This window comes from Crocosphaera sp. XPORK-15E (genome assembly GCF_034931425.1).
Lineage (GTDB): Bacteria > Cyanobacteriota > Cyanobacteriia > Cyanobacteriales > Microcystaceae > UHCC-0190.
This window is the reverse complement of the sequence record NZ_JAYGHQ010000004.1, coordinates 159,182-179,547: the sequence shown is the minus strand read 5'-3', so window position 1 is coordinate 179,547 and position 20,366 is coordinate 159,182. Positions and strand designations below refer to the sequence as shown.

19 protein-coding genes, 1 tRNA gene and 3 pseudogenes are annotated in these 20,366 nt (G+C 36.6%); 15 read left to right on the top strand and 8 right to left on the bottom strand.

Annotation, left to right across the window (positions count from 1 at the left end; translation table 11 throughout):
* Positions 1-37 precede the first annotated feature (37 nt).
* Both VB691_RS04965 and VB691_RS04960 read left to right on the top strand, forming a co-directional pair.
* Positions 38-907, top strand: a complete 870-nt coding sequence (locus VB691_RS04965) for a serine protease (RefSeq protein ID WP_323290358.1) — start codon at positions 38-40, stop codon at positions 905-907.
* A 22-nt stretch (positions 908-929) separates the two neighbouring features.
* Positions 930-1,919: a DUF4344 domain-containing metallopeptidase gene (locus VB691_RS04960; RefSeq protein WP_323290357.1), complete on the top strand. Its 990-nt coding sequence runs from the start codon at positions 930-932 to the stop codon at positions 1,917-1,919.
* A 22-nt stretch (positions 1,920-1,941) separates the two neighbouring features.
* Here VB691_RS04960 and VB691_RS04955 read toward each other — a convergent pair whose 3' ends face one another.
* The 3 genes from VB691_RS04955 to cruF form a co-directional block, all read right to left on the bottom strand.
* Entirely contained in the window at positions 1,942-2,349 is a 408-nt protein-coding gene (locus VB691_RS04955) for a thiol-disulfide oxidoreductase DCC family protein (RefSeq protein ID WP_323290356.1), read from the bottom strand.
* Positions 2,350-2,457: 108 nt separating this feature from the next.
* Complete coding sequence (cruG, locus tag VB691_RS04950) at positions 2,458-3,663, bottom strand: 2'-O-glycosyltransferase CruG (RefSeq protein ID WP_416244706.1); 1,206 nt, start codon at positions 3,661-3,663, stop codon at positions 2,458-2,460.
* Positions 3,660-4,565, bottom strand: coding sequence for a gamma-carotene 1'-hydroxylase CruF (cruF, locus tag VB691_RS04945; protein ID WP_323290355.1), 906 nt, complete (start codon positions 4,563-4,565; stop codon positions 3,660-3,662). The genes cruG and cruF overlap by 4 nt, the downstream gene beginning before the upstream one ends.
* A 168-nt stretch (positions 4,566-4,733) precedes the next feature.
* Here cruF and VB691_RS04940 point away from each other — a divergent pair, with 168 nt between their 5' ends.
* The 4 genes and pseudogenes from VB691_RS04940 (at position 4,734) to VB691_RS04925 (ending at position 8,999) form a co-directional block, all read left to right on the top strand.
* Positions 4,734-5,969, top strand: coding sequence for a GNAT family N-acetyltransferase (locus VB691_RS04940; RefSeq protein WP_323290354.1), 1,236 nt, complete (start codon positions 4,734-4,736; stop codon positions 5,967-5,969).
* A gap of 171 nt (positions 5,970-6,140) precedes the next feature.
* A complete protein-coding gene (locus VB691_RS04935; protein WP_323290353.1) occupies positions 6,141-7,829 on the top strand; it encodes a DUF262 domain-containing HNH endonuclease family protein in 1,689 nt (562 codons plus the stop codon).
* A gap of 51 nt (positions 7,830-7,880) precedes the next feature.
* Positions 7,881-7,949: pseudogene (locus VB691_RS04930) on the top strand (Holliday junction resolvase RuvX); the annotation flags it as partial.
* A gap of 252 nt (positions 7,950-8,201) precedes the next feature.
* Positions 8,202-8,999 carry an Rpn family recombination-promoting nuclease/putative transposase gene (locus VB691_RS04925; protein WP_323290352.1) on the top strand — a complete coding sequence of 266 codons (798 nt, stop codon included), beginning with the start codon at positions 8,202-8,204 and terminating at the stop codon, positions 8,997-8,999.
* Positions 9,000-9,129: 130 nt separating this feature from the next.
* On the opposite strand, the gene VB691_RS04920 is transcribed toward VB691_RS04925, so the two are convergent.
* Positions 9,130-9,675: a hypothetical protein gene (locus VB691_RS04920; protein ID WP_323290351.1), complete on the bottom strand. Its 546-nt coding sequence runs from the start codon at positions 9,673-9,675 to the stop codon at positions 9,130-9,132.
* Between the two features lie 272 nt (positions 9,676-9,947).
* Here VB691_RS04920 and VB691_RS04915 point away from each other — a divergent pair.
* The 5 genes and pseudogenes from VB691_RS04915 (at position 9,948) to VB691_RS04895 (ending at position 14,751) form a co-directional block, all read left to right on the top strand.
* A pseudogene (locus VB691_RS04915) lies at positions 9,948-12,296 on the top strand (CHAT domain-containing protein).
* Between the two features lie 89 nt (positions 12,297-12,385).
* Positions 12,386-12,817 (top strand): Holliday junction resolvase RuvX, encoded by a 432-nt coding sequence (gene ruvX / locus VB691_RS04910; protein ID WP_323290350.1) that lies wholly within the window; start codon positions 12,386-12,388, stop codon positions 12,815-12,817.
* 57 nt (positions 12,818-12,874) lie between these two features.
* Positions 12,875-12,946, top strand: a tRNA-Gly gene (locus VB691_RS04905).
* Positions 12,947-13,070: 124 nt separating this feature from the next.
* Complete coding sequence (locus tag VB691_RS04900) at positions 13,071-13,478, top strand: hypothetical protein (RefSeq protein ID WP_323290349.1); 408 nt, start codon at positions 13,071-13,073, stop codon at positions 13,476-13,478.
* Positions 13,479-13,488: 10 nt separating this feature from the next.
* Positions 13,489-14,751 carry a glutamate-5-semialdehyde dehydrogenase gene (locus tag VB691_RS04895; RefSeq protein WP_323290348.1) on the top strand — a complete coding sequence of 421 codons (1,263 nt, stop codon included), beginning with the start codon at positions 13,489-13,491 and terminating at the stop codon, positions 14,749-14,751.
* Between the two features lie 333 nt (positions 14,752-15,084).
* On the opposite strand, the gene VB691_RS04890 is transcribed toward VB691_RS04895, so the two are convergent.
* The 3 genes from VB691_RS04890 to VB691_RS04880 all read right to left on the bottom strand — a co-directional run bounded on the left by VB691_RS04890 (position 15,085) and on the right by VB691_RS04880 (position 16,003).
* Positions 15,085-15,363, bottom strand: coding sequence for a type II toxin-antitoxin system RelE/ParE family toxin (locus tag VB691_RS04890; protein ID WP_323290347.1), 279 nt, complete (start codon positions 15,361-15,363; stop codon positions 15,085-15,087).
* Positions 15,356-15,619, bottom strand: a complete 264-nt coding sequence (locus VB691_RS04885; RefSeq protein ID WP_323290346.1) for a hypothetical protein — start codon at positions 15,617-15,619, stop codon at positions 15,356-15,358. The genes VB691_RS04890 and VB691_RS04885 overlap by 8 nt, the downstream gene beginning before the upstream one ends.
* 186 nt (positions 15,620-15,805) lie before the next feature.
* Positions 15,806-16,003, bottom strand: a complete 198-nt coding sequence (locus VB691_RS04880; protein ID WP_323290345.1) for a hypothetical protein — start codon at positions 16,001-16,003, stop codon at positions 15,806-15,808.
* A gap of 239 nt (positions 16,004-16,242) precedes the next feature.
* Here VB691_RS04880 and der point away from each other — a divergent pair, with 239 nt between their 5' ends.
* Positions 16,243-17,601 (top strand): ribosome biogenesis GTPase Der, encoded by a 1,359-nt coding sequence (der, locus tag VB691_RS04875; RefSeq protein ID WP_323290344.1) that lies wholly within the window; start codon positions 16,243-16,245, stop codon positions 17,599-17,601.
* 60 nt (positions 17,602-17,661) lie between these two features.
* On the opposite strand, the gene glp is transcribed toward der, so the two are convergent.
* Positions 17,662-18,882, bottom strand: coding sequence for a gephyrin-like molybdotransferase Glp (gene glp, locus VB691_RS04870; RefSeq protein ID WP_323290343.1), 1,221 nt, complete (start codon positions 18,880-18,882; stop codon positions 17,662-17,664).
* 460 nt (positions 18,883-19,342) lie between these two features.
* Here glp and VB691_RS25800 point away from each other — a divergent pair.
* The 3 genes and pseudogenes from VB691_RS25800 to VB691_RS04860 all read left to right on the top strand — a co-directional run.
* Positions 19,343-19,462 (top strand): annotated as a pseudogene (locus tag VB691_RS25800) (hypothetical protein); the annotation flags it as partial.
* 92 nt (positions 19,463-19,554) lie between these two features.
* On the top strand, positions 19,555-19,872 hold the full coding sequence (gene trxA, locus VB691_RS04865) for a thioredoxin (protein ID WP_323290342.1): 318 nt from the start codon (positions 19,555-19,557) through the stop codon (positions 19,870-19,872).
* Between the two features lie 93 nt (positions 19,873-19,965).
* Positions 19,966-20,322 carry a hypothetical protein gene (locus VB691_RS04860; protein WP_323290341.1) on the top strand — a complete coding sequence of 119 codons (357 nt, stop codon included), beginning with the start codon at positions 19,966-19,968 and terminating at the stop codon, positions 20,320-20,322.
* Positions 20,323-20,366: the final 44 nt, after the last annotated feature.

Genomic DNA, 20,366 nt, shown 5'->3' with positions numbered 1-20,366 from the left:
AAACCCGCCCTACTTTTTTATCTAACTATTCGAGTTAATGCAAAAATTTTTAACTGCTAGTTTATTTGGTTTAATCTGTTTTTTGAGTGGCGTTTTTACTCAATATGTTCTCCCTGTGGGTAGTTTAAATAAGCTTATGGAATGCGAAGAAATAACCGTTTCTTCACCAACGCCAAAGCCAGAGATACAGCCAAATGAAGTCATTGTTTTATCATCTAAAGAACAGGAAATTAAAAGCTATGCTGAGAAAATTACTGTTAAAGTATTGTCGGGGCAAAATTCAGGCTCAGGAATTTTAATTCATCGACAAGGGAATAGTTATCAAGTCGTAACTAACGATCATGTTTTACTTTTTGGGAGACAAGATAACTCCTATAAAATTATAACGCCAGACGGTAAAATTTATCCGGCAAAAGTTGTTAATCAGTTTAATTTTGAGAAATATGATTTAGGACTTTTACAGTTTGAAAGTGACAGTGTTTATGAAGTTGTTTCCTTATCTCGGTTGCCATCTCCTGCTATCGGAGAAACAGTTTATGCGGCTGGTTTTCCTTACGAAGTAGATAATTCAGTCAAAAATAGCTTGACATTTACTACGGGTAAAGTTAATTTAATTAGTGACTTATCCTTTCGAGGTGGTTATAAAATTGGCTATACCAATGATGTTAAAAAAGGTATGAGTGGGGGGCCTTTATTGAATCAACAAGGTCAACTTATCGGCATAAATGGTAGGCATAAATATCCAGCTTGGGGTAATCCTTATATTTTTGAAGATGGCACAGTTGCCTCTCCTGAAAAAAAAGAAGAAATGAGTCAATATAGTTGGGCTATTCCTATAGAAACTTTTTTACGACTTGCTGGAAATTTTATCATTAAAAATCAACCTGATTTAAGTCAAATCAATTAATAATATGGAGCAGTTTTTAACAATGAATTATCAATTAAAATATCTGAAGTTTTTATCTACTTTTTTATTAAGTTTTAGTTTATTTTTTACTGGGTTTTATCCAGATTATAGGGCATCAGCAGGAGAAATTAAGACAGAAAATAAACAAACAAAAAGTAATAAAGTTGGTAAATTTATTTTACAATATCAACCTTCCTCCTCAAATTACTACGAATTTGGGGAAATATCAGCAAAATTTTCCAATCAAGAAATACGTCAAAAGTTAATAGAAACTCAAGTATTTGATCAGATTATTACTGAGTTAAATACTTCAGGATTAATTATGCGAGAAGATATTCCTGTCGTCTTTCAAGAATGTGGTAACGCTAATGCTTATTGGAGTCCTTCAGAAAGACAAATAACTGTTTGTTATGAAAACACAGCTTTAGATTTAATCCTATTTAACAATCTAGTAAAATATCCTTCTGAACAAGCATGGCGAAAATCTATCAATGAAACCGTAGTCGCTTTTTATCATGAATTAGGTCATGCTCTTATTGATGTCTTATCTTTAAGTGCTGTTGGACAAGAAGAAGATACCGTTGATGAATTTGCTGTAGTTATGTTATTCAGAAAATATAATCCTAGTATAGCAGCAGAAATGGTTTTAGATTCTTCAGAATATTATGAACTTTTATATAAAATAGGTGGCAGAGGCCCCGGTTGGGATGAACACGCACCCAATGATAAAAGACTTTTTAATTTAGTTTGTCTAGTATATGGGAGTAACCCAGAAGAATATGAAAAAATATTCATTGAGAAATTTGTTTTAGTAGATCCTAATCAAACAGTAAATCAAGATAAATTAAATAGTAGAGCAGCTAAATGTAAAAGGGAATTTCCTCAAAAGATGGATAGTTGGAATAAGTTATTATTGCCTCATTATGCTAGTCAAAATGGAGATCAGAAAACACCCGTTCAGTCTAGTCCAGGTAATTCTCCTGGTGTTTCTCGTAGAGGAAGATATTGGTAATTTTTTAAGTGCTTAAAAAGGTCTAATTATTGATTTCATGACAACCAAAAGGATAAGGAGAATCATAAGTTTTTTCTCTTTTACCAAACCAATTATAACGATTATCTCGCACTTGTTCGTAAGTTTTATCCCCCAACCATTTCATTCCTGGTAAACTACGATAAGCCAGAATAAAAGCCTGTCCTAATGGCAATAAATTAACAATTTCTTCTGCTGCATTACTGCCCTGCCAACGTTCATCAGGTAAATTTCCATCAATTAAAATCATCCCCATTTCACAATCTTGGGCAGTAATATTAAATTGCTTTAACATTACTTCATCTTGCATCGGAATATAATCAAATAAATGCCCTTGATCAAACTTAGATAAAAGTTGGGTAAACGTCGCACAAAGATTACAATTTCCGTCGTAAATTACGTGATAAACCATGATCTAAAAATCCGATTATTAGTTGTCAAGTCAAATAGAAAATAGAGTTTTATTTTGCCAGGGCTTAATATTATTAAGCCCCTACAGAAATCTCCTCAACCCACTACCTTAATACTCCCTACCCCGCCATTGTTTCGGTTTTTGAGAAGCAGATAAAAAGATTCTCAAAACCGCTAACGGATCAGCCAAAGGAGATAACCAAAATAATAAGGATTTGGGGAAAGAAGAACGATCATGATAATAGGAAGGCGTAACGGCAACTAATAAAGCCCAACGAATGATTAATAATCCTAGATTAAGAGCGATCGCTAATTGTAAACTCAAAAAATGATAGCCAAAAAGCCAACAACTTACTAAGAAAATAAATAACAAAAATGGTAATCCTTGGGTCAATAATAATAAAGCCAAATCTCCCCAAAGTTGAGGACTAGAAGACGCATCTTTGAGATCCAGCGATCGCCCCCATTCATGCCAAGTTTCTGTTATCCCTTCATACATCCTGACCCGAATGAGGTTTGCACCGTCCAAAAAACCCACATTAAAGCCCCGTTTAGCCGCTTCACGGGCTAAAGTAACATCATCACAAAAAGAACCCGCAGCACAGGCATAACCGTCTAATTGTTCTAAAACAGCGCGACGGGACAAAAAACATTGACCATTGGCCATAACTCGTTCCGGTGTTTGTTGCCGTACCCCTGCCGAATCAAAACGATACAATAAAGTCATCAATAAAGCAGGTTGTAACCACCATTCCCCGGCATCTTTCAGGATAAATTGGGGAGAAAGAGAGACAAGATCATAACCCTCATCTTCAGCAGCGCGAACCAAACTGGCCACTAAACCCCGTTGGGGTTGGGTATCAGCATCAATGCCTAATACCCATTCACTGCGAGGAGAACTATGTAAAAATCCTGTATGTAAGGCCCAGGGACGGCCAACCCATCCCAAAGGTAAAGGATCATCCGTCATCAAGCGAAAACGGGGATCACTCATGGCCGCAGTTTTCACCAGTTCCTGAGTTCCGTCTTGAGAATGACTATCAATGATGAGAATTTCCCTAACTTCGTAACTTTGTTGACTCAAACCCTGTAAACAAGGGCTGATCCGTTCTGCTTCATTAAGCGTCGGAACCACCACCGTTACCTTACCCAACAGATCAGGATCAGGAAATTGGGGTTTTAGGGGAGGGCGACGAATTGCCCCTTTAATGAGACGAGACAGTAAAATAGTGGTTGCCGTTCCTTGAAATAGCAACAGAAACAGGGAAATAACGCCTAAAACAGTATCATTCAACAAGACAGAAAACCCACTCACTTAGACAGGACTCCAACGGGATCTACGGACACATCTACCATATTGTCGGGGATGATGGCTTCTATTGGGGTATTTGCCCAACGATATAGGAGCAAAACGGGCAAAAGTCCCACAATTAACCCTAATAAGACCGGAATATAAATTCCTGCGGCCAAACTCATGATAGTTGCAAAAGCAAAATTACTCACATAAATAGCCAAGGGTAAGCCTAACTGATGTTGGGGAAGTTTGAAAGGTTTCATCAGCCAAATTAAGGTAGCAACCGTCATAAAAGTTGCCCCAGTGCCGAACCATCCCGCAAAATTTTGGTAAGGCATCCCAAAAAAGGCCCCCGGTTGTTCCCAAACCCAAAAGGGCATGGTGGTTTGACTCATGGCGGGATCTAAAACAAAATCCCAAGCGGTTAAGAAAATAGAACCTAGAACAATCGAACCAAAGATTTTTAACCAATTTGAGGTTAATTTGTTATTTAAACCCGCACGAGCAATTAAATAAGCACTAAAGCCTAAATAAAACCAAGACAAAGGGATAGTAAACGGTACTAATCCCGAAATTTTATAACCAAGTCCTGTTAAATAGCGATAGTGACCAAAGGGAAACCCGGTACTGGTTCCCAATAATTCGCTACTGAGGGAAATAGTCAAGGCAGGTAACATAAACCCTAACCAGTGCCAAACACCAAGGGTACGATAGGCATAAACCGTTACTGCTGCCATTCCTAACAGCATATACATGACACCGCCACCGGCCATAGACCAAGCGAAGGCAGTTTTACCAATGGGGGGCAAACTAGCAATAAAATCAGGATTGGGTAATACCAATAATAATCCCGCCAAACCAAAGGCCATTGACAAAATATGACCAATTACAAGGGCGCGTTCCACGCGAATTAAGGTACTCATTAGTCTCTAAGGATTGAAGTGGGCCAATCTCTAGTTTACAAAGCTTTGTAAATAAATGTTACAATAACGTAGAGATTGAGCTTTGTTGAGAAAGCAAACAAGTAGAACGAGAATTCTACAAAAATGGTTAAGATATAAAATAGGCGACCTAATTCTCCGGTGCGATTCATGACAGCATCCTTTGATAATCATCCTAAGCCCCTAATTCGACCCGTGCAATATCGGGATCTTGACTGGTTGGAAGCCCTTGCCAGTGAGTCTGCCCAGGCTCAACAAAACTCCGTTGCTGTCTTATTTCAAGAGCAGCTACAACAGGTTAGACCTTGGTTTGGACTGCTGAAGTTTCTCAGTTGGTTTCCCAATATTTTTCAAGACCATTTTCGGGTTTATGTGGCTGAATTACCCAAATCTTCCCAAGAAAGCAGTTTAAGGGGATTTATTCAAATTTCTCCTTTTAATACGGGCCGCAGTACGTGGCGTGTAGAACGGGTTATCGTAGCTGATGGAGAAGGAGAACCGGAATTATTGACTAATCCTAAAGGCATCGGTTCCCAATTATTACGTCACTGTCTAGAAACGATTTGGGAAGCGAGAACCTGGGTATTAGAAGTTAATATTAATGATAAGAATACCTTAGCCTTATATCGTCAAAGTGGTTTTCAACCTTTGGCCCAATTAACCTATTGGTTTTTAGAGCCAGAATTATTACAACAATTGTCCCAAAATAATTTAGATTTACCCAATTTATTGCCTGTTAGTAATGCGGATGCTCATCTACTGTATCAGTTAGATTGTGTGTCTATGCCCCCACTATTACGTCAGGTTTTTGATCGCAACCCCCAAGATTTTAGGACTCGTTTTTTAAGAGGATTCTGTTCAAAATGGCAACAGTGGTTTCATCAAAAGGAAATGGCTGAAGGCTATGTATTTGAACCCCAACGTAAAGCGGCGATCGGCTATTTTAAATTAACTTTATCGAAAGATGGTTCTCAACCCCATCAAGCTCAATTAACCGTTCATCCAGCTTATACTTGGCTTTATCCTCAGTTACTTGCTCAGATGGGCCGAATTGTGCAGAAATTTCCTAACCCAAGCTTAGAATTAGTATCATCAGATTATCAACATGAACGAGAAGAATATCTAGAAAAATTGGGAGCAAAACCCATAGAACATACCTTGCTTATGTCTCGTTCCGTCTGGCATAAATTAAAAGAAGCAAAACCAGAAGGACTCCATCTATCAGAGATGTTACAGGGTTTACAAGCAGTTCCTCGAACTCCTATTCCTAGTCGTATGGCATGGCTAAAAACACCCTTAAACCCTTCAGAAAAAACGACTAAACTAAATAACACAAAAGAGCAAAATTCTTCTCTAGAACCTTCAGAAAATACGGATCAGGAGTAGGGTAAATTAAGCAAGTTATTCTTGAAAATAATCCCAAAAAAAAAAAAAAATTCATTAACTGTTAATCCAAACGACTGAGTAAATGTACTTAAAATATTTTTTAAGCTCTGTTGTTATGTAATATCAGTTTTGGGGAACAATAACAGTAAATTGATTGAGATGATCTAGAGTATGAAAGCGTCAGAAACCAGTATTCGTAATTTATTAGAAGGCACAAAGCAGTTCCAAGTTCCTCTTTTTCAAAGACCTTACTCCTGGAATAAAGACTACTGGGACGCTCTTTGGAATGATTTAATGAGTATTTATAAGGGAGAAATTGAAGGGTTCTACTTTTTAGGTCCAATCGTAACACAGGCAGTATCAGGTACAGCCGATGGAATTTCAGCTTTTTTAATTATTGATGGACAACAGCGTTTAACTACTTTAAGTATTTTATTAGCAACGTTACGAGATAAATTACGCCAAGATAATAACGATCTTGCAGAGGAACTACATGAATATTATTTAATTAACAAATTCAAAAATAATGATGATTTCTTTAAAATTCTACCAACTAAAACAGATCGGGAATCCTATCGATCTATTATTAAGAATAACGGACAAGATAATAATAGTAAAGGAAAAATAAATGATGCTTATGAACACTTTACAAAAAAACTTGAAGAAAAAAGCCTAAAAAACCTCAGTTTTTGTGAAAAATTAAAAAGTATAATTCTTGAAAAACTCATCATTGTTAATATTACATCTGATGAAAAGGATAACCCCTATTTAATCTTTGAAAGTTTGAATAATAAAGGACAGGAACTAACTCAAGCTGATTTAGTTCGCAACTATATATTTATGAAGCTTCCTATTGATAATAGAGAAGAACAATATAATCAATTATGGCGGCCTCTTGAAGACAAATTTAAAACAGAAGTTGGTGATAAATATTCTGAAGAATTAACCAATGCTTTTTGGTTCTACTTACGCAAAGATGGTAAATCCGTTCAGCAAAAATATGTTTACCAATCTCTAAAAAAAAGATTTGATCAGAATCAAAATAATTTACTCGAAGAACTTCAATTGCTAGTTAAATTTTCTAACTATTATCAGCGTTTTAACTTTCCTCAAAAAGAAGAATCAAATAGTAAATTTAAAGAATATTTTAATAATTTATTAAGGCTTGATTTTAAAACATCACATATTTTTTTGCTAAATATATATAATGATTATGAAAATGGCAAAATTTCAGAGCAAGACTTTGAAAAAATCTTGCTTTATTTAGAATCTTATTTTGTGCGTCGTCTATTTTCGCGCGTATCAACACAAAGTTTAGGAGGAATTATTAATAATCTATATGCTGAAATCAAGAAAGCAGAATCTAGTAGTATTGTTGATGGATTATATAAAACACTTAACAAGTTTGACAAGAATAAAAGATGGCCAAGTGATAAAGAATTTAAGACAAAATTGGTAAATCAAACTATTTATAAAGGAACTAAAAATGATCGAAATAAGTTTCTTCTAGAAAGATTAGAAAAATATCAAGGTAAAGAAATTGTTGATTTTTCAACTTTAACAATTGAACATATTATGCCTCAAAAAATTAAAGATGAATGGAAGAAAAAGTTAGGGGATGATCATTCATCAAATCATACAAAATGGCTTCATACGTTAGGAAATCTAACATTAACTGCATATAATTCTGAATTGTCTAATAAATCATATTCTGAAAAATTAGAATATTTGAAAAAGAGTAATCTTTATCTTAATCATGATTTTAGGGAGATTGATAAATGGAATTTTGAGACAATTCAAGATAGAGCAAATAGGTTAGCTGACATTGCTATTAAAGTTTGGCCCCGTCAACAATGTTAATATGTCAACAAAATACAGTAATCTATGAACAGGGTTATTTTTAAACAAAAAATGGAGCGAATTTCTGCCCTAGGATTAGATATGGGTAAAAGAAGAATTGGGGTGGCTGGATGTGATGGGACAGGGTTAAGTCTACAGGCAAAAAGTTATTATTCGCAAGCTTTAGAATTAGCAAAACAAACAGAAGATATAGAAGGACAAGCAGAGGCACAACAGGGACTAGGAGAAGCTTACTATGGACTTAATAACAAAAAAGAAGGGATTACTTGGTTGAAAAAATCCAAAGATAATTATATAATATTAGGAGATAAATTAAAGGTTGAGGAGTTAGAAAGACGAATCAATTCTTTATAGAAAATTTATTTAATTAACATGAAAACAGATAGCATATTTTACCGTTTATTTCAAGAGTTTCCTAGTATTTTCTTTGAATTAATAGGGAGTTCACCCGATACCGCAATAGGTTATGAATTTACTTCCCTTGAAGTCAAACAATTAGCTTTTCGGATGGATGGTTTATTTTTGCCGAAAACGGAGGACTTTAACCAACCATTTTACTTAGTAGAAGTCCAATTTCAGCCAGATAAAAAGTTTTACCGTCGTTTATTTAGTGAATTATTTATCTATCTCAAACAATCTGAAATTCTCTATCCTTGGCAAGTTGTGGTTATTTATCCTCAGAGAAAGGTAGAAAGGGAAGAAAGGATACAATTTAGTGAGATTCTAGCATTAAATCGAGTGAGACGTATTTATTTGGATGAATTAGACGAAGAAATATCTAGTTCATTGGGCATAAAAGTTGTTAAACTAATTATTGAGAAGGAAGATAATGTAGGAGAAAAAGCCAAAGCGTTAGTTAAACAAGCACAACAACAGTTAACAGATGAAGCAATTAAGCGTAATCTCATCGATTTAATTGAGACAATTATTGTTTATAAATTACCTAATAAAAGTCGGGAGGAAATTGAGGCAATGTTTGGATTAAGTGAGTTGAAACAAACTAAGGTTTACCAGGAAGCTTTTGAAGAAGGTGAACTTAAGGGTGAACTTAAGGCTAAATTAGCGACTATTCCAGAATTAACTAAAGAGGGATTAAGCATTGAGCAAATTGCCAGAGTTTTGAAATTACCGATTGATTTTGTCGAAAATGAATCTCGAAAGTATCAATAAAAGTCGGGAGGAAATTGAGGCATATTTGGATTAAGTGAGTTGAAACAAACTAAGGTTTACCAGGAAGCTTTCCAAGAAGGTAAACTCAAAATTCTGTTCCATATTCATAGCGAACCGACTCTTTTTTTATCTAAACTGTAATCTTAACTTGATTAATAGGGTAAGTCTGATTATTTTCTTGGATTTGTGGATCAACTTTTACTGTTAATTTTAGTCCTAAAGATTTGAGCAAATAAGCTAAATCATTAATGGCTTCAGGAGGAGATTTTTTCATTAATTGTTCTAAATTTTTAACCTGAATTGTCATTTGTTCTGGGGTCAAAACTTGAGAACCTAATGCTTCTAATACATGAGTAAGAGCTAATTTTAATAATTCTGGCTCAAATTCATGTTCCTCTGTTTCTAGATGAGTTTCTAGATAAACCGCAGCATAATGAGAATCTTTAAGAGATTCAATTAGGGAATCATGATAACTATCACTGGTTGGCATTTTCTCGTCTCCTATAATCTTGCCAATATTTTGATGATCTCCTAAGTTACCTAAACTAACACGGTTCAATCGTTGAGCAATCTTAGTTTTAGCTTTAATATCTCGCAGAGAATCAAGCCATTGAGCAAAGGGTATTTTGCCGTCATTAGTAACATAACGCCGAATCTCTCTAGGTTGAGCCGTCATAGCTAAATTATAGCTTTTTATTGCTGCAAATAGTATTTGAAGGATAATGAAACTTATTTGGTTCTACCGGACTTACTATACTAAACTAATAATTAATAACAGACTAAAGTCTGATCCTATAAAAACTAAGTCCGCCTTCGCGGACTAAATTCTAGGTTGCGTAGGCAACCTTTGTTTGTATAGCTTAACTCTTTAGAGTTAAAGTCTATTATTTGTGAAAATACTTATCTTAATTTGTATTCACCTAATGTTACCTAAAACAATGATTAATTATGAAGTATTTGCTCAAACCAAAAATGGCTAAATCATCTCCCATTGTCTTGTTTTTCCTCACCACTTGTCTAGGCACTGGAATAGTCCCCATCTCTCCCACGACTTTCGCCTCATTCTCCTTAGAAGCACAAGCGCAAACCCAAACGAACCCCCAAACCCAAGCACAACAACTTTTTGATGAGGGGATGCAATTATTTAATCAAGGTACAGCCGAATCACTACAACAGGCAATAATTAAATGGGAAGCAGCCTTACCTTTATGGCGTAAGGTAGGGGATAAAGTTAATGAGGCTTTTACTTTACTTTTGATCGGTCGTGTCTATGACGATTTAGGAGAAAAACAGAAGGCTTTGGAATACTACAGCCAAGCTTTACCCTTATCGAAAGCAGTAGGCGATCGCAGGGTCGAAGCCGCTACCCTCAATAATATTGGTATTGTCTATGACGCATTAGGAGAAAAACAGAAGGCTTTGGAATACTACAGCCAAGCTTTACCCTTAAGGAAAGCAGTAGGCGATCGCAGGGTCGAAGCCACTACCCTCAATAATATTGGTGGTGTCTATGACGATTTAGGAGAAAAACAGAAGGCTTTGGAATACTACAGCCAAGCTTTACCCTTATCGAAAGCAGTAGGCGATCGCAGGGTCGAAGCCACTACTCTCTATAATACCGCCTATTTAGAAGCCAATAGAGGCAATTTACAAGCTGCCTTAACTCCCATGCAAGCTTCTATTGCTATTCTCGAAGATTTACGCACTAAAGTTATTAGTCCCGAACTCCGTCAAACCTACTTTGCTACTGTACAGTTTTATTATGAATTCTACATTAAATTATTGATGGATCTCCATCAACAAAACCCCTCCCAAGGCTACGATAAACAGGCTTTTAATATTAGTGAACGTTCCCGTGGTCGAACTTTATTAGAATTACTCACTGAGGCACAAGCTAATATTAAAGAAGGGATAGATCCCCAACTATTAGCACAGGAAAAAAGCTTATTAGGTCAACTTGATGCTATCGAAAAACAACGCTTAGACATCTTGAATAATCCTAAAAGTACCGATGCACAAAAAACAGCCATTGATCAACAACATAAAACCCTCTTAGGAAAATATCAAGACTTACAAAATGAGATTCGCGCTAAAAGTCCTAAATATGCTGCTTTAAAATATCCCCAACCCCTCACCTTAGAACAAGTTCAACAGCAAATTTTAGATAATGATACCGTTTTATTGCAATATTCTTTAGGGGATGAAAAAAGTTATCTTTGGGTAGTAACTAAAGAAGGAATGACAAGTTATGAACTTCCCCCACAAGCAGAAATAGAAAAACGCGCCATAAATCTACTTAACAAGATCAAGAACGCGACAGGAAATCAAGAGGCTTTTGCTATAGCAGAACCTTTATTAAGTAAAATGATTCTTGCTCCTGCTAAAGATAAATTAACAAAAAAACGCCTTTTAATTGTCGCTGATGGAGTCTTGCAATATGTCCCATTTTCTGCTCTTTCTTTGGCAGGTGATCAACAACCTCTGATTAATCAATATGAAATTGTTAACCTACCTTCTAGTTCCAGTTTAGCCACGATTCGTAATGAAATTCAAACCAGAAAATCAGCCACTAAAACCGTTGCGATTGTTGCTAATCCTGTTTTTAGTAAAGACGATGAAAGATTAACAAACCGCAAAACTAATGTTTCTCAAGAATCCTCAGATTTAGGATTACTTGCCCTTAATCGTTCCCTTAGAAGCTTAGAAGATGGCAAATTTAAACCTCTCCCTGGAACTCGTAAAGAAGCAGAAACTATCCTAAAACTTGTTTCTGAAACTACACAAAAAACATCTTATTTTGACTTTGATGCTAATCTTAATGCAGCGACTAATCCTCAACTAAGTCAATATAAAATCGTTCATTTTGCGACTCATGGAATCCTCAATACTGAATCTCCATAATTATCAGGTGTGGTATTTTCTTTAGTCGATAAAAGTGGTAATAATGTCAATGGCTTTATGCGACTTAATGAAATATTTAACCTCAATTTTACAGCCGATTTAGTAGTAATTAGTGCTTGCGAAACCGGATTAGGCAAACAAATAAAAGGCGAGGGTTTAGTCGGTTTAACCAGAGGTTTTATGTATGCAGGTTCCCCTCGTTTATTAGTAAGTTTATGGCAAGTTAAGGACGACGCAACAGCCGAATTTATGACCAGATTTTATAAGTTAATCTTAGAGAAAAACTTACCCCCCGCACAAGCATTAAGAGAAACACAATTAGAGATGCAAACAGAAACCAACTGGAAAGATCCCTATTATTGGGCAGCCTTTACCCTTCAAGGAGAATGGCGTTAAATTAGAACAATTCACAACCTGACAATCTCTAACTTATGATAAAATGATTACAATAATCTAGAAAAAATAGACTAAATTTCAAACAAAAAATGGAGCGAATTTCTGCCCTAGGATTAGATGTTGGCAAAAAACGTATTGGTGTGGCAGGATGTGATGGGACAGGGTTAATTGCTACAGGGTTAACCACTATCGAACGCCAATCATTTGCTCACGATATAGAACAATTAAAAGCATTGATTCAAGAACGAGATGCACAGCTTTTAGTGATTGGTCTACCCTATTCTATGGATGGTAGCATCGGATTTCAAGCCAAACAAGTGCAAAAATTTGCTCAACGAATCTCTAAAGCCCTAGAATTGCCCATAGAATACATAGATGAACGCTTAACCTCCGTTGAAGCAGAAACCCAGTTAAAAGCTCAAAAACAATATTCTCGATACAATAAGGGACTGGTTGATCGCCGCGCCGCCACCATTATCCTACAACAATGGCTAGATCAAAGACGTTCCGGCAATCTTTAAAATTTTACTTGACATTTCCCTGAACTTGTGAAACAATTAGAGACGGTCAGAAAAGATGCGGGTATAGCTCAGTGGTAGAGCGTCACCTTGCCAAGGTGAATGTCGCGCGTTCGAATCGCGTTACCCGCTTAACAAACTTTCCATAGTCCCTAAGTGAAATCTTAATTTTAGCTTGAGTTAACAGGTAATCCAATTAAGAGCAGACACACTATACTGTATAGAGCTAATTTTAGGAGCCACTGAACTGACACTTGTGCGACCTCAGAAGCCTGTAAAAATCGACTTGAACCAAGAGTATCCCTGCCCTTGTCGGCGACGAGGCCATCTCTTGCCCATTGTATTAACAGAAGCCTTTGGCTGCGATCGCTGTCAACAAATCTTTGTCGTCGAAGAAAATGGTCAAACGATCGAGCAGCTATCATCGAGTTACCCTTATAAGCGGATTTGGCGTTGGACAGGCTATCGTTGGTTAGTTGTCCGTCCTGGCTTAAGAGATGGCTACTTACCCATCATGACAGGGATGATGATAATTTTGCTAATTGGATGGTTACTCTTGGCATTGCAATCATCCTTGGGGCCGAGTATCATAATCGGAATTGCCTTGGTGGGCTTATTAGTCCTCTCCCTAGCCATCATTTTCTGGTTAGCCTATCGGCGTTAAGATAAACTCTATGACCCTAGAAAGCTCTCCCAACTTGCTACTAACATCCGTTCAACGGGCTTACAATGCTTATCTGGCACTGGAAACCACTGACACTCACGATCGCAGCCGAGGCATTAAAGCCATGGCCAAGGGTCTAAATCAGGGGTTTGATGCCATTCTCGAAGCCAATACCCTAGACTTAGAAATGAGTCGAGAAATGGCAGTACCAGAGATCCTGATTGAGTGGCTAAAATTAACCCCAGAACGGTTAAGTAATGCGGTGAAGATTCTAGACTATTTAGCGGATCTCCCCGATCCCATTCAACAGGTGTTTAATACTCCCTATCGGATCAATACGGCAGGAACTTATTGCCAATTGATGCCCTTGGGAGTGATTGCTTTAGTATATGAAACCTTTCCCGAATTAGGAGCGATAACCGCCGGATTTTCTTTAAAAACGGGTAACAGTTTAATTTTAAGGGGATGTGGTTCATCAACCCATTCTAATCAGGTGATTGCTGAGATTCTGCAAGAGGCTCTTAAAGAGGCTAAACTGCCTCTAGGGTGCTTAGAGGTACTTTCGGGAGAACAGGGGTCTTCAATTCAAGATTTAGTGACACAGCATCAATATTTGAGTTTAGTTATTCCCTATGGCCGTCCGAGTTTGGTAGATCAGGTTACGCAGTCGGCCACGGCCCCGGTGTTAAAGTCGGCCATGGGCAATTGTTATTTATATTGGTCGCCGACGGTTGATTTAGATATGGTTCGCTGGGTAATCTTAGATAGTCATGCTAGTGAACCTGATCCCGTAAATGCCATTGAAAAAGTGTTAATTAGTCCCTCACAAAACCCCTCAATTTTAGTGAGATTGTTTAATGTTTTACGAGAAAAGGGCTTTCAATTACGGGGAGATACGGAGTTATCAGCAGAGTTTCCTGATTATTTAATTCCCGCTAAATCTTCGGAATGGAGTACCCCTTATTTAGATAGAATTATTGCCTTTAAGGTGGTGAATGATTTATCTGAGGGAATTACTTGGATGAATCAATATAGTAGTGGTCATGCTGATTGTTTGGTGACAGATTCTTATCTAGAAAGTCGTCACTTTGCGAATGAGGTTGATAGTGCTTTAGTTTATATTAATACTTCCCCCCGTTTTGATCGTTATCCCAAGCATGGTGAGTCTTTATTTTTAGGGGTTTCTAATCAAAAAGGTCATCATCGGGGGTTGATTTCTTTGGAGACTTTTACAACACTTAAACAGGTAGTTCAGGGAAATGGGAAGTTTTAAAATTATGAATTACGATTTCTTTCACTTTTTAGGAAAACCCTAATCTTACTTATTCTGAGATCTTGCACCTAGCTTGAAAACCCCGATTTTTTACCAAATAGTAACGAAGTTAATAGGGTTTACTGTCTTGAAAAATCGGGGTTTTGTGATTTTTTAATCATGGTGCAAGATCTCAGTATTCTTAGTGCGATCTCGCGGGAGCGAGTGCTGCCGCACCGCTGATCTTGTAGGTTAGGTTGAGGAAACGAAACCCAACATTATCTTTTCTTACTCTCTTAATTAATATGTTAGTCAGAAAGGTGGGAAAGTCTTGTCACATTTTTTAAATTTGGTTTATTGCAAATTCTGATAAACTTCATCATCATTACGCTTACCAACCCGAACAATTTTGATTTCTTCCTCTCCAATTTCATAAACAATTCTAAATTCTCCTTGATCGACTCGATAATAATCTGGATATCCCTGTAAAGCTTTATAATCTTGTGGTCTAGGATTATCTGTCAATGAAAGAATTTTAGACATTACCTGTTTAAAGAACTTAGGCTGTAGCTTTAGAAGTTGCTTACGGACTGATTTCTTAATCTTAAGATTATATTGTTTAGATTCAGTCATTTCTCAAGTTTTCTTCTGTAAATTCTGTTCCGTGAATTTGATTGTATTCAGCGATGACTTCTTCTACTGTGTAAAAGTTTTCCTCCACTTCATTCATCAGTTCTATTTCTAACTGTTTTAATCGTTTCCATTCTTCATAATTAATCAGAGTTGCTATTGCTTTTCCTTCTTTTTCAATAACAATTTGCTCTTGATCAATACAGTTTATAAAATTATCAAAAGAGTCTTGAACTTGAGTAACATTAACTTTTTTCATGACAAAACCTTTAGTTTTAACACCATTATAGTTTAACCTAAACACACACCAACCGCTTGTCGAACCACTGACTTCAAAATAAGGTGTCCTTCCGATGAAGAACACCCTATAATAGTTGGTACTGCAATGTATTTGATTTTAGTAAAATTGACAACTCAAAAACCTAGTTTTAGGTAACAACTAATACTAACTCATGGTAGCACCAGAGCGATCATAGGAAGTCCGAAAACTTGACTGAGGTTTTCCTTGAATAGTTGTCCAATAATCTTTTTCCACATCCACACCAATTTCAGACGCAGCACGTTCTAACATCGACTGCTGACGATTTTTAATCATCTGATGGTGACGCATCATTAAAGCTCTTGCTTGTTGTTGAGTAGACATAATCTGAGTCTCCGATTGCTTATGGTGGTTTTTTATCTGGTTTGTTTTACCCTTATTACTATATATAACATGAAATTCTGTAGCAAATGTTACAGAAAACCGAATAAATCATAAAACTTAACAAATATTTCGGGATCACTTCCAGGTCAGGGATCAATGAAACCATTATCAAAAAAAATCGTTATCATAGAAGATCAAGCAAAATTATCTCTCTTCAAACTTATATAGAGTTAAATCTTATGCCATTACCTATTGTTGCCATTATTGGGCGGCCCAACGTCGGTAAATCGACTTTGGTTAACCGTTTAGCTAAAGACCAACAGGCGATCGTCCATGATGAACCAGGAATCACCCGCGATCGCACTTATCGTCCGGCATTTTGGGGCGATCGAGACTTCCAAGTAGTAGACACAGGGGGATTAGTCTTTGATGATGATACAGAGTTTCTCCCCCTGATTCGGGAACAGGCCATGGCCGCATTAAATGAAGCTAGTGCCGCTATTTTTGTTGTAGACGGACAGACTGGCCCCACTGCGGGAGATTACGAAATTACAGACTGGTTACGGCAGCAAAAAGTTCCTGTATTATTAGCAGTAAATAAATGTGAATCTCCCGAACAAGGATTAATCCAAGCGGCACAATTTTGGGAATTAGGGTTAGGGGAACCTTATGCAGTTTCCGGCATTCATGGTGGTGGAACAGGGGAACTTTTAGATCAATTAATTACCCATTTACCCTCCCCTGAAGAACTCCCAGATCATGAGGAGGTTAATGTGGCCATTATTGGTCGTCCTAATGTGGGGAAATCGAGTCTTTTGAATGCCTTTTTAGGAGAAAATAGAGCCATTGTTAGTCCTATTTCTGGGACAACTAGAGATGCCATTGATACAGTGGTTGAACGGGCGGGAAAAACCTATCGTTTGATTGATACTGCCGGAATTAGACGCAAGAAAAATGTGGAATATGGGGCAGAATTTTTCGGTATTAATCGGGCATTTAAAGCCATTCGTCGGTCGGATGTGGTGTTATTAGTGATTGATGCTATTGATGGAGTAACGGAGCAAGATCTTAAATTAGCTGATAGGGTTATTGATGAGGGAAGGGCGGCAATTATTGTTGTCAATAAATGGGATGCGGTAGATAAAGATTCTTACACCATTTATGATTACCAAAAAACTGTTTTATCTCGTCTTTATTTTATGGAATGGGCCGAGATGATTTTTGTAAGTGCGATGACAGGACAACGGGTTGAGAAAATTTTCAATTGTGTTGATACTGCGGTTGAAGAACATCGTCGTCGTGTGACAACTTCTGTAATTAATGAAGTGTTACAAGAAGCTGCTAAATGGCATTCTCCCCCCACCACAAGACAGGGAAAACAGGGCAAAATTTATTATGGAACTCAGGTTTCTAGTCAACCCCCAACCATTGCTTTATTTGTTAATGATCCTAAGCGTTTTAATGATAATTATCGACGCTATATTGAGGGTCAATTTCGTCAACAAATTGGCTTTCCTGGGACTCCAATTCGTTTTCTATGGCGAGGCAAAAAAGTTCGTGATGTTGAACAAACTTTGAATCGTGCAACGCGAGTTTAATTCAGAATAAATGCTTAGGGAGTAATGTAAATTTTCTCCCTTTTGACTCTTATTCTTGACTTAAATAGACATTACTGTTACTGTTTCTTCTGGGTTAATATTTGTCGTTTCTATAGGGAGAATAGCTAACCCATTAGTTAAAGCCAAATTAATTAAATTAGCTGAATTTTGCTGTCCTTTTGCTAATTGAAATATATACTCGCCATCAACTAATTTTAATTGTCCCCAAATATAGGTTTCTCTTTGACCATTAGAAGATAAAGATTGAATGGATTTTGCCTTAATAAATTTCGGTTTCCAGTCATCTTTAATTCCCGATAATTTTTGTAAAGCAGGTTGTACAAATCGCCAACAACTGACTAAAGCAGAGACAGGATTTCCAGGAAGACCAAAATAAACACATCCCTGATTAAACTTAGCCACTGTTAAAGGTTTTCCTGGTTTCATTGCCACACTATCAATGTGAATTTTTGCCCCTAACTCAGTTAAAATCTGTTCAATATAATCATAATCTCCCACAGAAACGCCTCCAGTAGAAAGAACAAAATCAGCACAATTAATTCCTTCTAATATCTTTTCTCGTATCAGTTGAGGTTGATCAGGTATAATTCCTAATGGAATCGGAATACCCCCATTTTTAAGAATAAATGCAGTTAAAGCATACTGATTTGAATCAACAATTTGCCCAGGTTTTAAGGTTTGAGACGGGGTAATTAATTCATCTCCTGTTGATAAAATAGCGACAAGGGGACGACGATAAACTGTAATTATTGGACATTGCGCCGTTGCTAAAACAGCAATTTCTGGAGCATTAATTATAATTCCTGGGGACAATAAAGTATTCCCTGCTTGATAAAATGTTCCCCGTTTTTTAACAAATTCTTGGGAGGATTTTGGGGGAGATAAAATGATAACTTTATCTTCTTTTTTCTGGGTATTTTCCTGCATAACAATGGTATCAGCACCATCAGGTAACATTGCCCCAGTAAAAATTCGACAAGCTTGACCAGAATTAACTGTTTTTTGTGGTTTAACTCCGGCTGGAATATCTTCAATAATATCAAGAATAATAGGGGTTTCTGCGGTACAATTTACCACATCTTCAAACCTGACTGCATAACCATCCATAGCAGAATTATCCCAGTAAGGAAAATCTAATTGACTGGTTACAGATTGGGCTAAAATTCTTCCAGTAGCTTCGGCTAATATTACCGTTTCTGTATCAGTTAAAGGTGTAACTAAATTGAGAATAATGGTGTCAGCTTCTTGAACAGTAATCATCAAATTATCATTAAATAAGCAAGTATTTGTCGGGACAGATGGCCCTGTAGGGGGAACAGCCCTACATAACACTTTAGCTTAAACTAGGAATGGGCAGAAAATTTTATTAATTATCAATTATCAATTATCCATTATCCATTGTTGAACTAATTGTCTATCTTTCGACCTTGACGTTAGGCCACTAATTCTAGTATCTTCATAAAAGATAAGACTTATTTTTAGGTGGTGTGAGATGTTGGAACGTTTATTTTTAGCTTGCACAGTTACGTGCTTGCTATACATATCATTGCAATTTGGTCAATCTTCTGTGACCCCGATACGAACGGAGCAAACCGCAAGTCGTGTCATCATTGAACATTCTTCTGTGTTCAAAGTTGGTAATGATTTTGCTAATTTTATGGTGGCTCAAAAATAACTGCAATTATTGAATCATTAAACTTCGCTATAATTAGATCTAAATGAGTCGAAAATTGCGATCGCTTCTCCAGGACTCGATCCTAACAAAACCTTGACTGATTTGCGCTGTTTTGAACTATGTCACTCTCAAGGTTACAAAGAGATCAAAAGCAAAACGCAATAAAACTGCTGAATCTCCTAAAAAACCCTCATAAACCTCAAAAAAACAAAGCATAAGACTTTGGAACCTACCATTGTTCTAATTATCCAAAAATTATGGCAGTCAAAAAACAATTTTCTAGTTTTGAAGAACTTCTGATGACATCGACTCTCCCCGTTTTAGTCGATTTCTATGCTACCTGGTGCGGCCCTTGTCAGATGATGTCCCCTATTTTAGAACAAGTAGGAACCCAGATGAGAAACCGCTTACAAGTCATCAAAATTGATACGGATAGATACCCAGGAATTGCCTCTAAATACGGAATTCAAACCTTACCAACTTTGGTATTATTTAAGAAAGGTCAACCTGTGAAACGGATTGAAGGAGCCATGCAAGGGTCCCAATTAATTCAGCATCTGCAAATTTTGGTCTAATTCTTCGGTTAAGTAAATCAGTTGGGTTGCTTTACCACAAAATTCAACCCTTCTTAACTCTTAATTTTTCCTCATCAAAACCTCCTAAATGTTATGGATAATAATAAGCGAAATTTCCTGATTCAAAATAAGGTTATCGGTGTTCTAGAAATTAAAATTGATCGCCTGGAAATGAGAGCAGAAACCATTCAAGAAAAACTAAATTGTATTGAGACGAGTTTAGCTCAAAAAGATCAGAATAGCTCTCAAATTATTAAAGATATTAATGACTTAAAAACCCAATTAGCGAAACCCGTTACAGACAGAGAAAGTGACCTCAAAACAGAACTTAAAGAGCTTAATCAAAAATTAGATATTATCCAAGGAATTGCTATCATTATTTTACTCGGAATTATTATTGATATTTTCTCAAAACCTCTTTCAACTGCCTTTACTTTGGGACTCCATTAGCCCTATAAGATTATATAATAGAGAGTTTGCATAAGAATTAGGAG

What these genes read in the sequence shown, in the direction of transcription:
- der (WP_323290344.1), top strand. Translation starts at nt 16,243, where the DNA reads ATGCCATTACCTATTGTTGCCATTATTGGGCGGCCCAACGTCGGTAAA.
- VB691_RS04965 (WP_323290358.1), top strand. Translation starts at nt 38, where the DNA reads ATGCAAAAATTTTTAACTGCTAGTTTATTTGGTTTAATCTGTTTTTTG.
- ruvX (WP_323290350.1), top strand. Translation starts at nt 12,386, where the DNA reads ATGGAGCGAATTTCTGCCCTAGGATTAGATGTTGGCAAAAAACGTATT.
- VB691_RS04935 (WP_323290353.1), top strand. Translation starts at nt 6,141, where the DNA reads ATGAAAGCGTCAGAAACCAGTATTCGTAATTTATTAGAAGGCACAAAG.
- VB691_RS04890 (WP_323290347.1), bottom strand. Translation starts at nt 15,363, where the DNA reads ATGACTGAATCTAAACAATATAATCTTAAGATTAAGAAATCAGTCCGT.
- VB691_RS04960 (WP_323290357.1), top strand. Translation starts at nt 930, where the DNA reads ATGAATTATCAATTAAAATATCTGAAGTTTTTATCTACTTTTTTATTA.
- VB691_RS04955 (WP_323290356.1), bottom strand. Translation starts at nt 2,349, where the DNA reads ATGGTTTATCACGTAATTTACGACGGAAATTGTAATCTTTGTGCGACG.
- VB691_RS04885 (WP_323290346.1), bottom strand. Translation starts at nt 15,619, where the DNA reads ATGAAAAAAGTTAATGTTACTCAAGTTCAAGACTCTTTTGATAATTTT.
- trxA (WP_323290342.1), top strand. Translation starts at nt 19,555, where the DNA reads ATGGCAGTCAAAAAACAATTTTCTAGTTTTGAAGAACTTCTGATGACA.
- VB691_RS04940 (WP_323290354.1), top strand. Translation starts at nt 4,734, where the DNA reads ATGACAGCATCCTTTGATAATCATCCTAAGCCCCTAATTCGACCCGTG.
- VB691_RS04925 (WP_323290352.1), top strand. Translation starts at nt 8,202, where the DNA reads ATGAAAACAGATAGCATATTTTACCGTTTATTTCAAGAGTTTCCTAGT.
- glp (WP_323290343.1), bottom strand. Translation starts at nt 18,882, where the DNA reads ATGATTACTGTTCAAGAAGCTGACACCATTATTCTCAATTTAGTTACA.
- VB691_RS04860 (WP_323290341.1), top strand. Translation starts at nt 19,966, where the DNA reads ATGGATAATAATAAGCGAAATTTCCTGATTCAAAATAAGGTTATCGGT.
- VB691_RS04895 (WP_323290348.1), top strand. Translation starts at nt 13,489, where the DNA reads ATGACCCTAGAAAGCTCTCCCAACTTGCTACTAACATCCGTTCAACGG.
- VB691_RS04920 (WP_323290351.1), bottom strand. Translation starts at nt 9,675, where the DNA reads ATGACGGCTCAACCTAGAGAGATTCGGCGTTATGTTACTAATGACGGC.
- VB691_RS04880 (WP_323290345.1), bottom strand. Translation starts at nt 16,003, where the DNA reads ATGTCTACTCAACAACAAGCAAGAGCTTTAATGATGCGTCACCATCAG.
- cruF (WP_323290355.1), bottom strand. Translation starts at nt 4,565, where the DNA reads ATGAGTACCTTAATTCGCGTGGAACGCGCCCTTGTAATTGGTCATATT.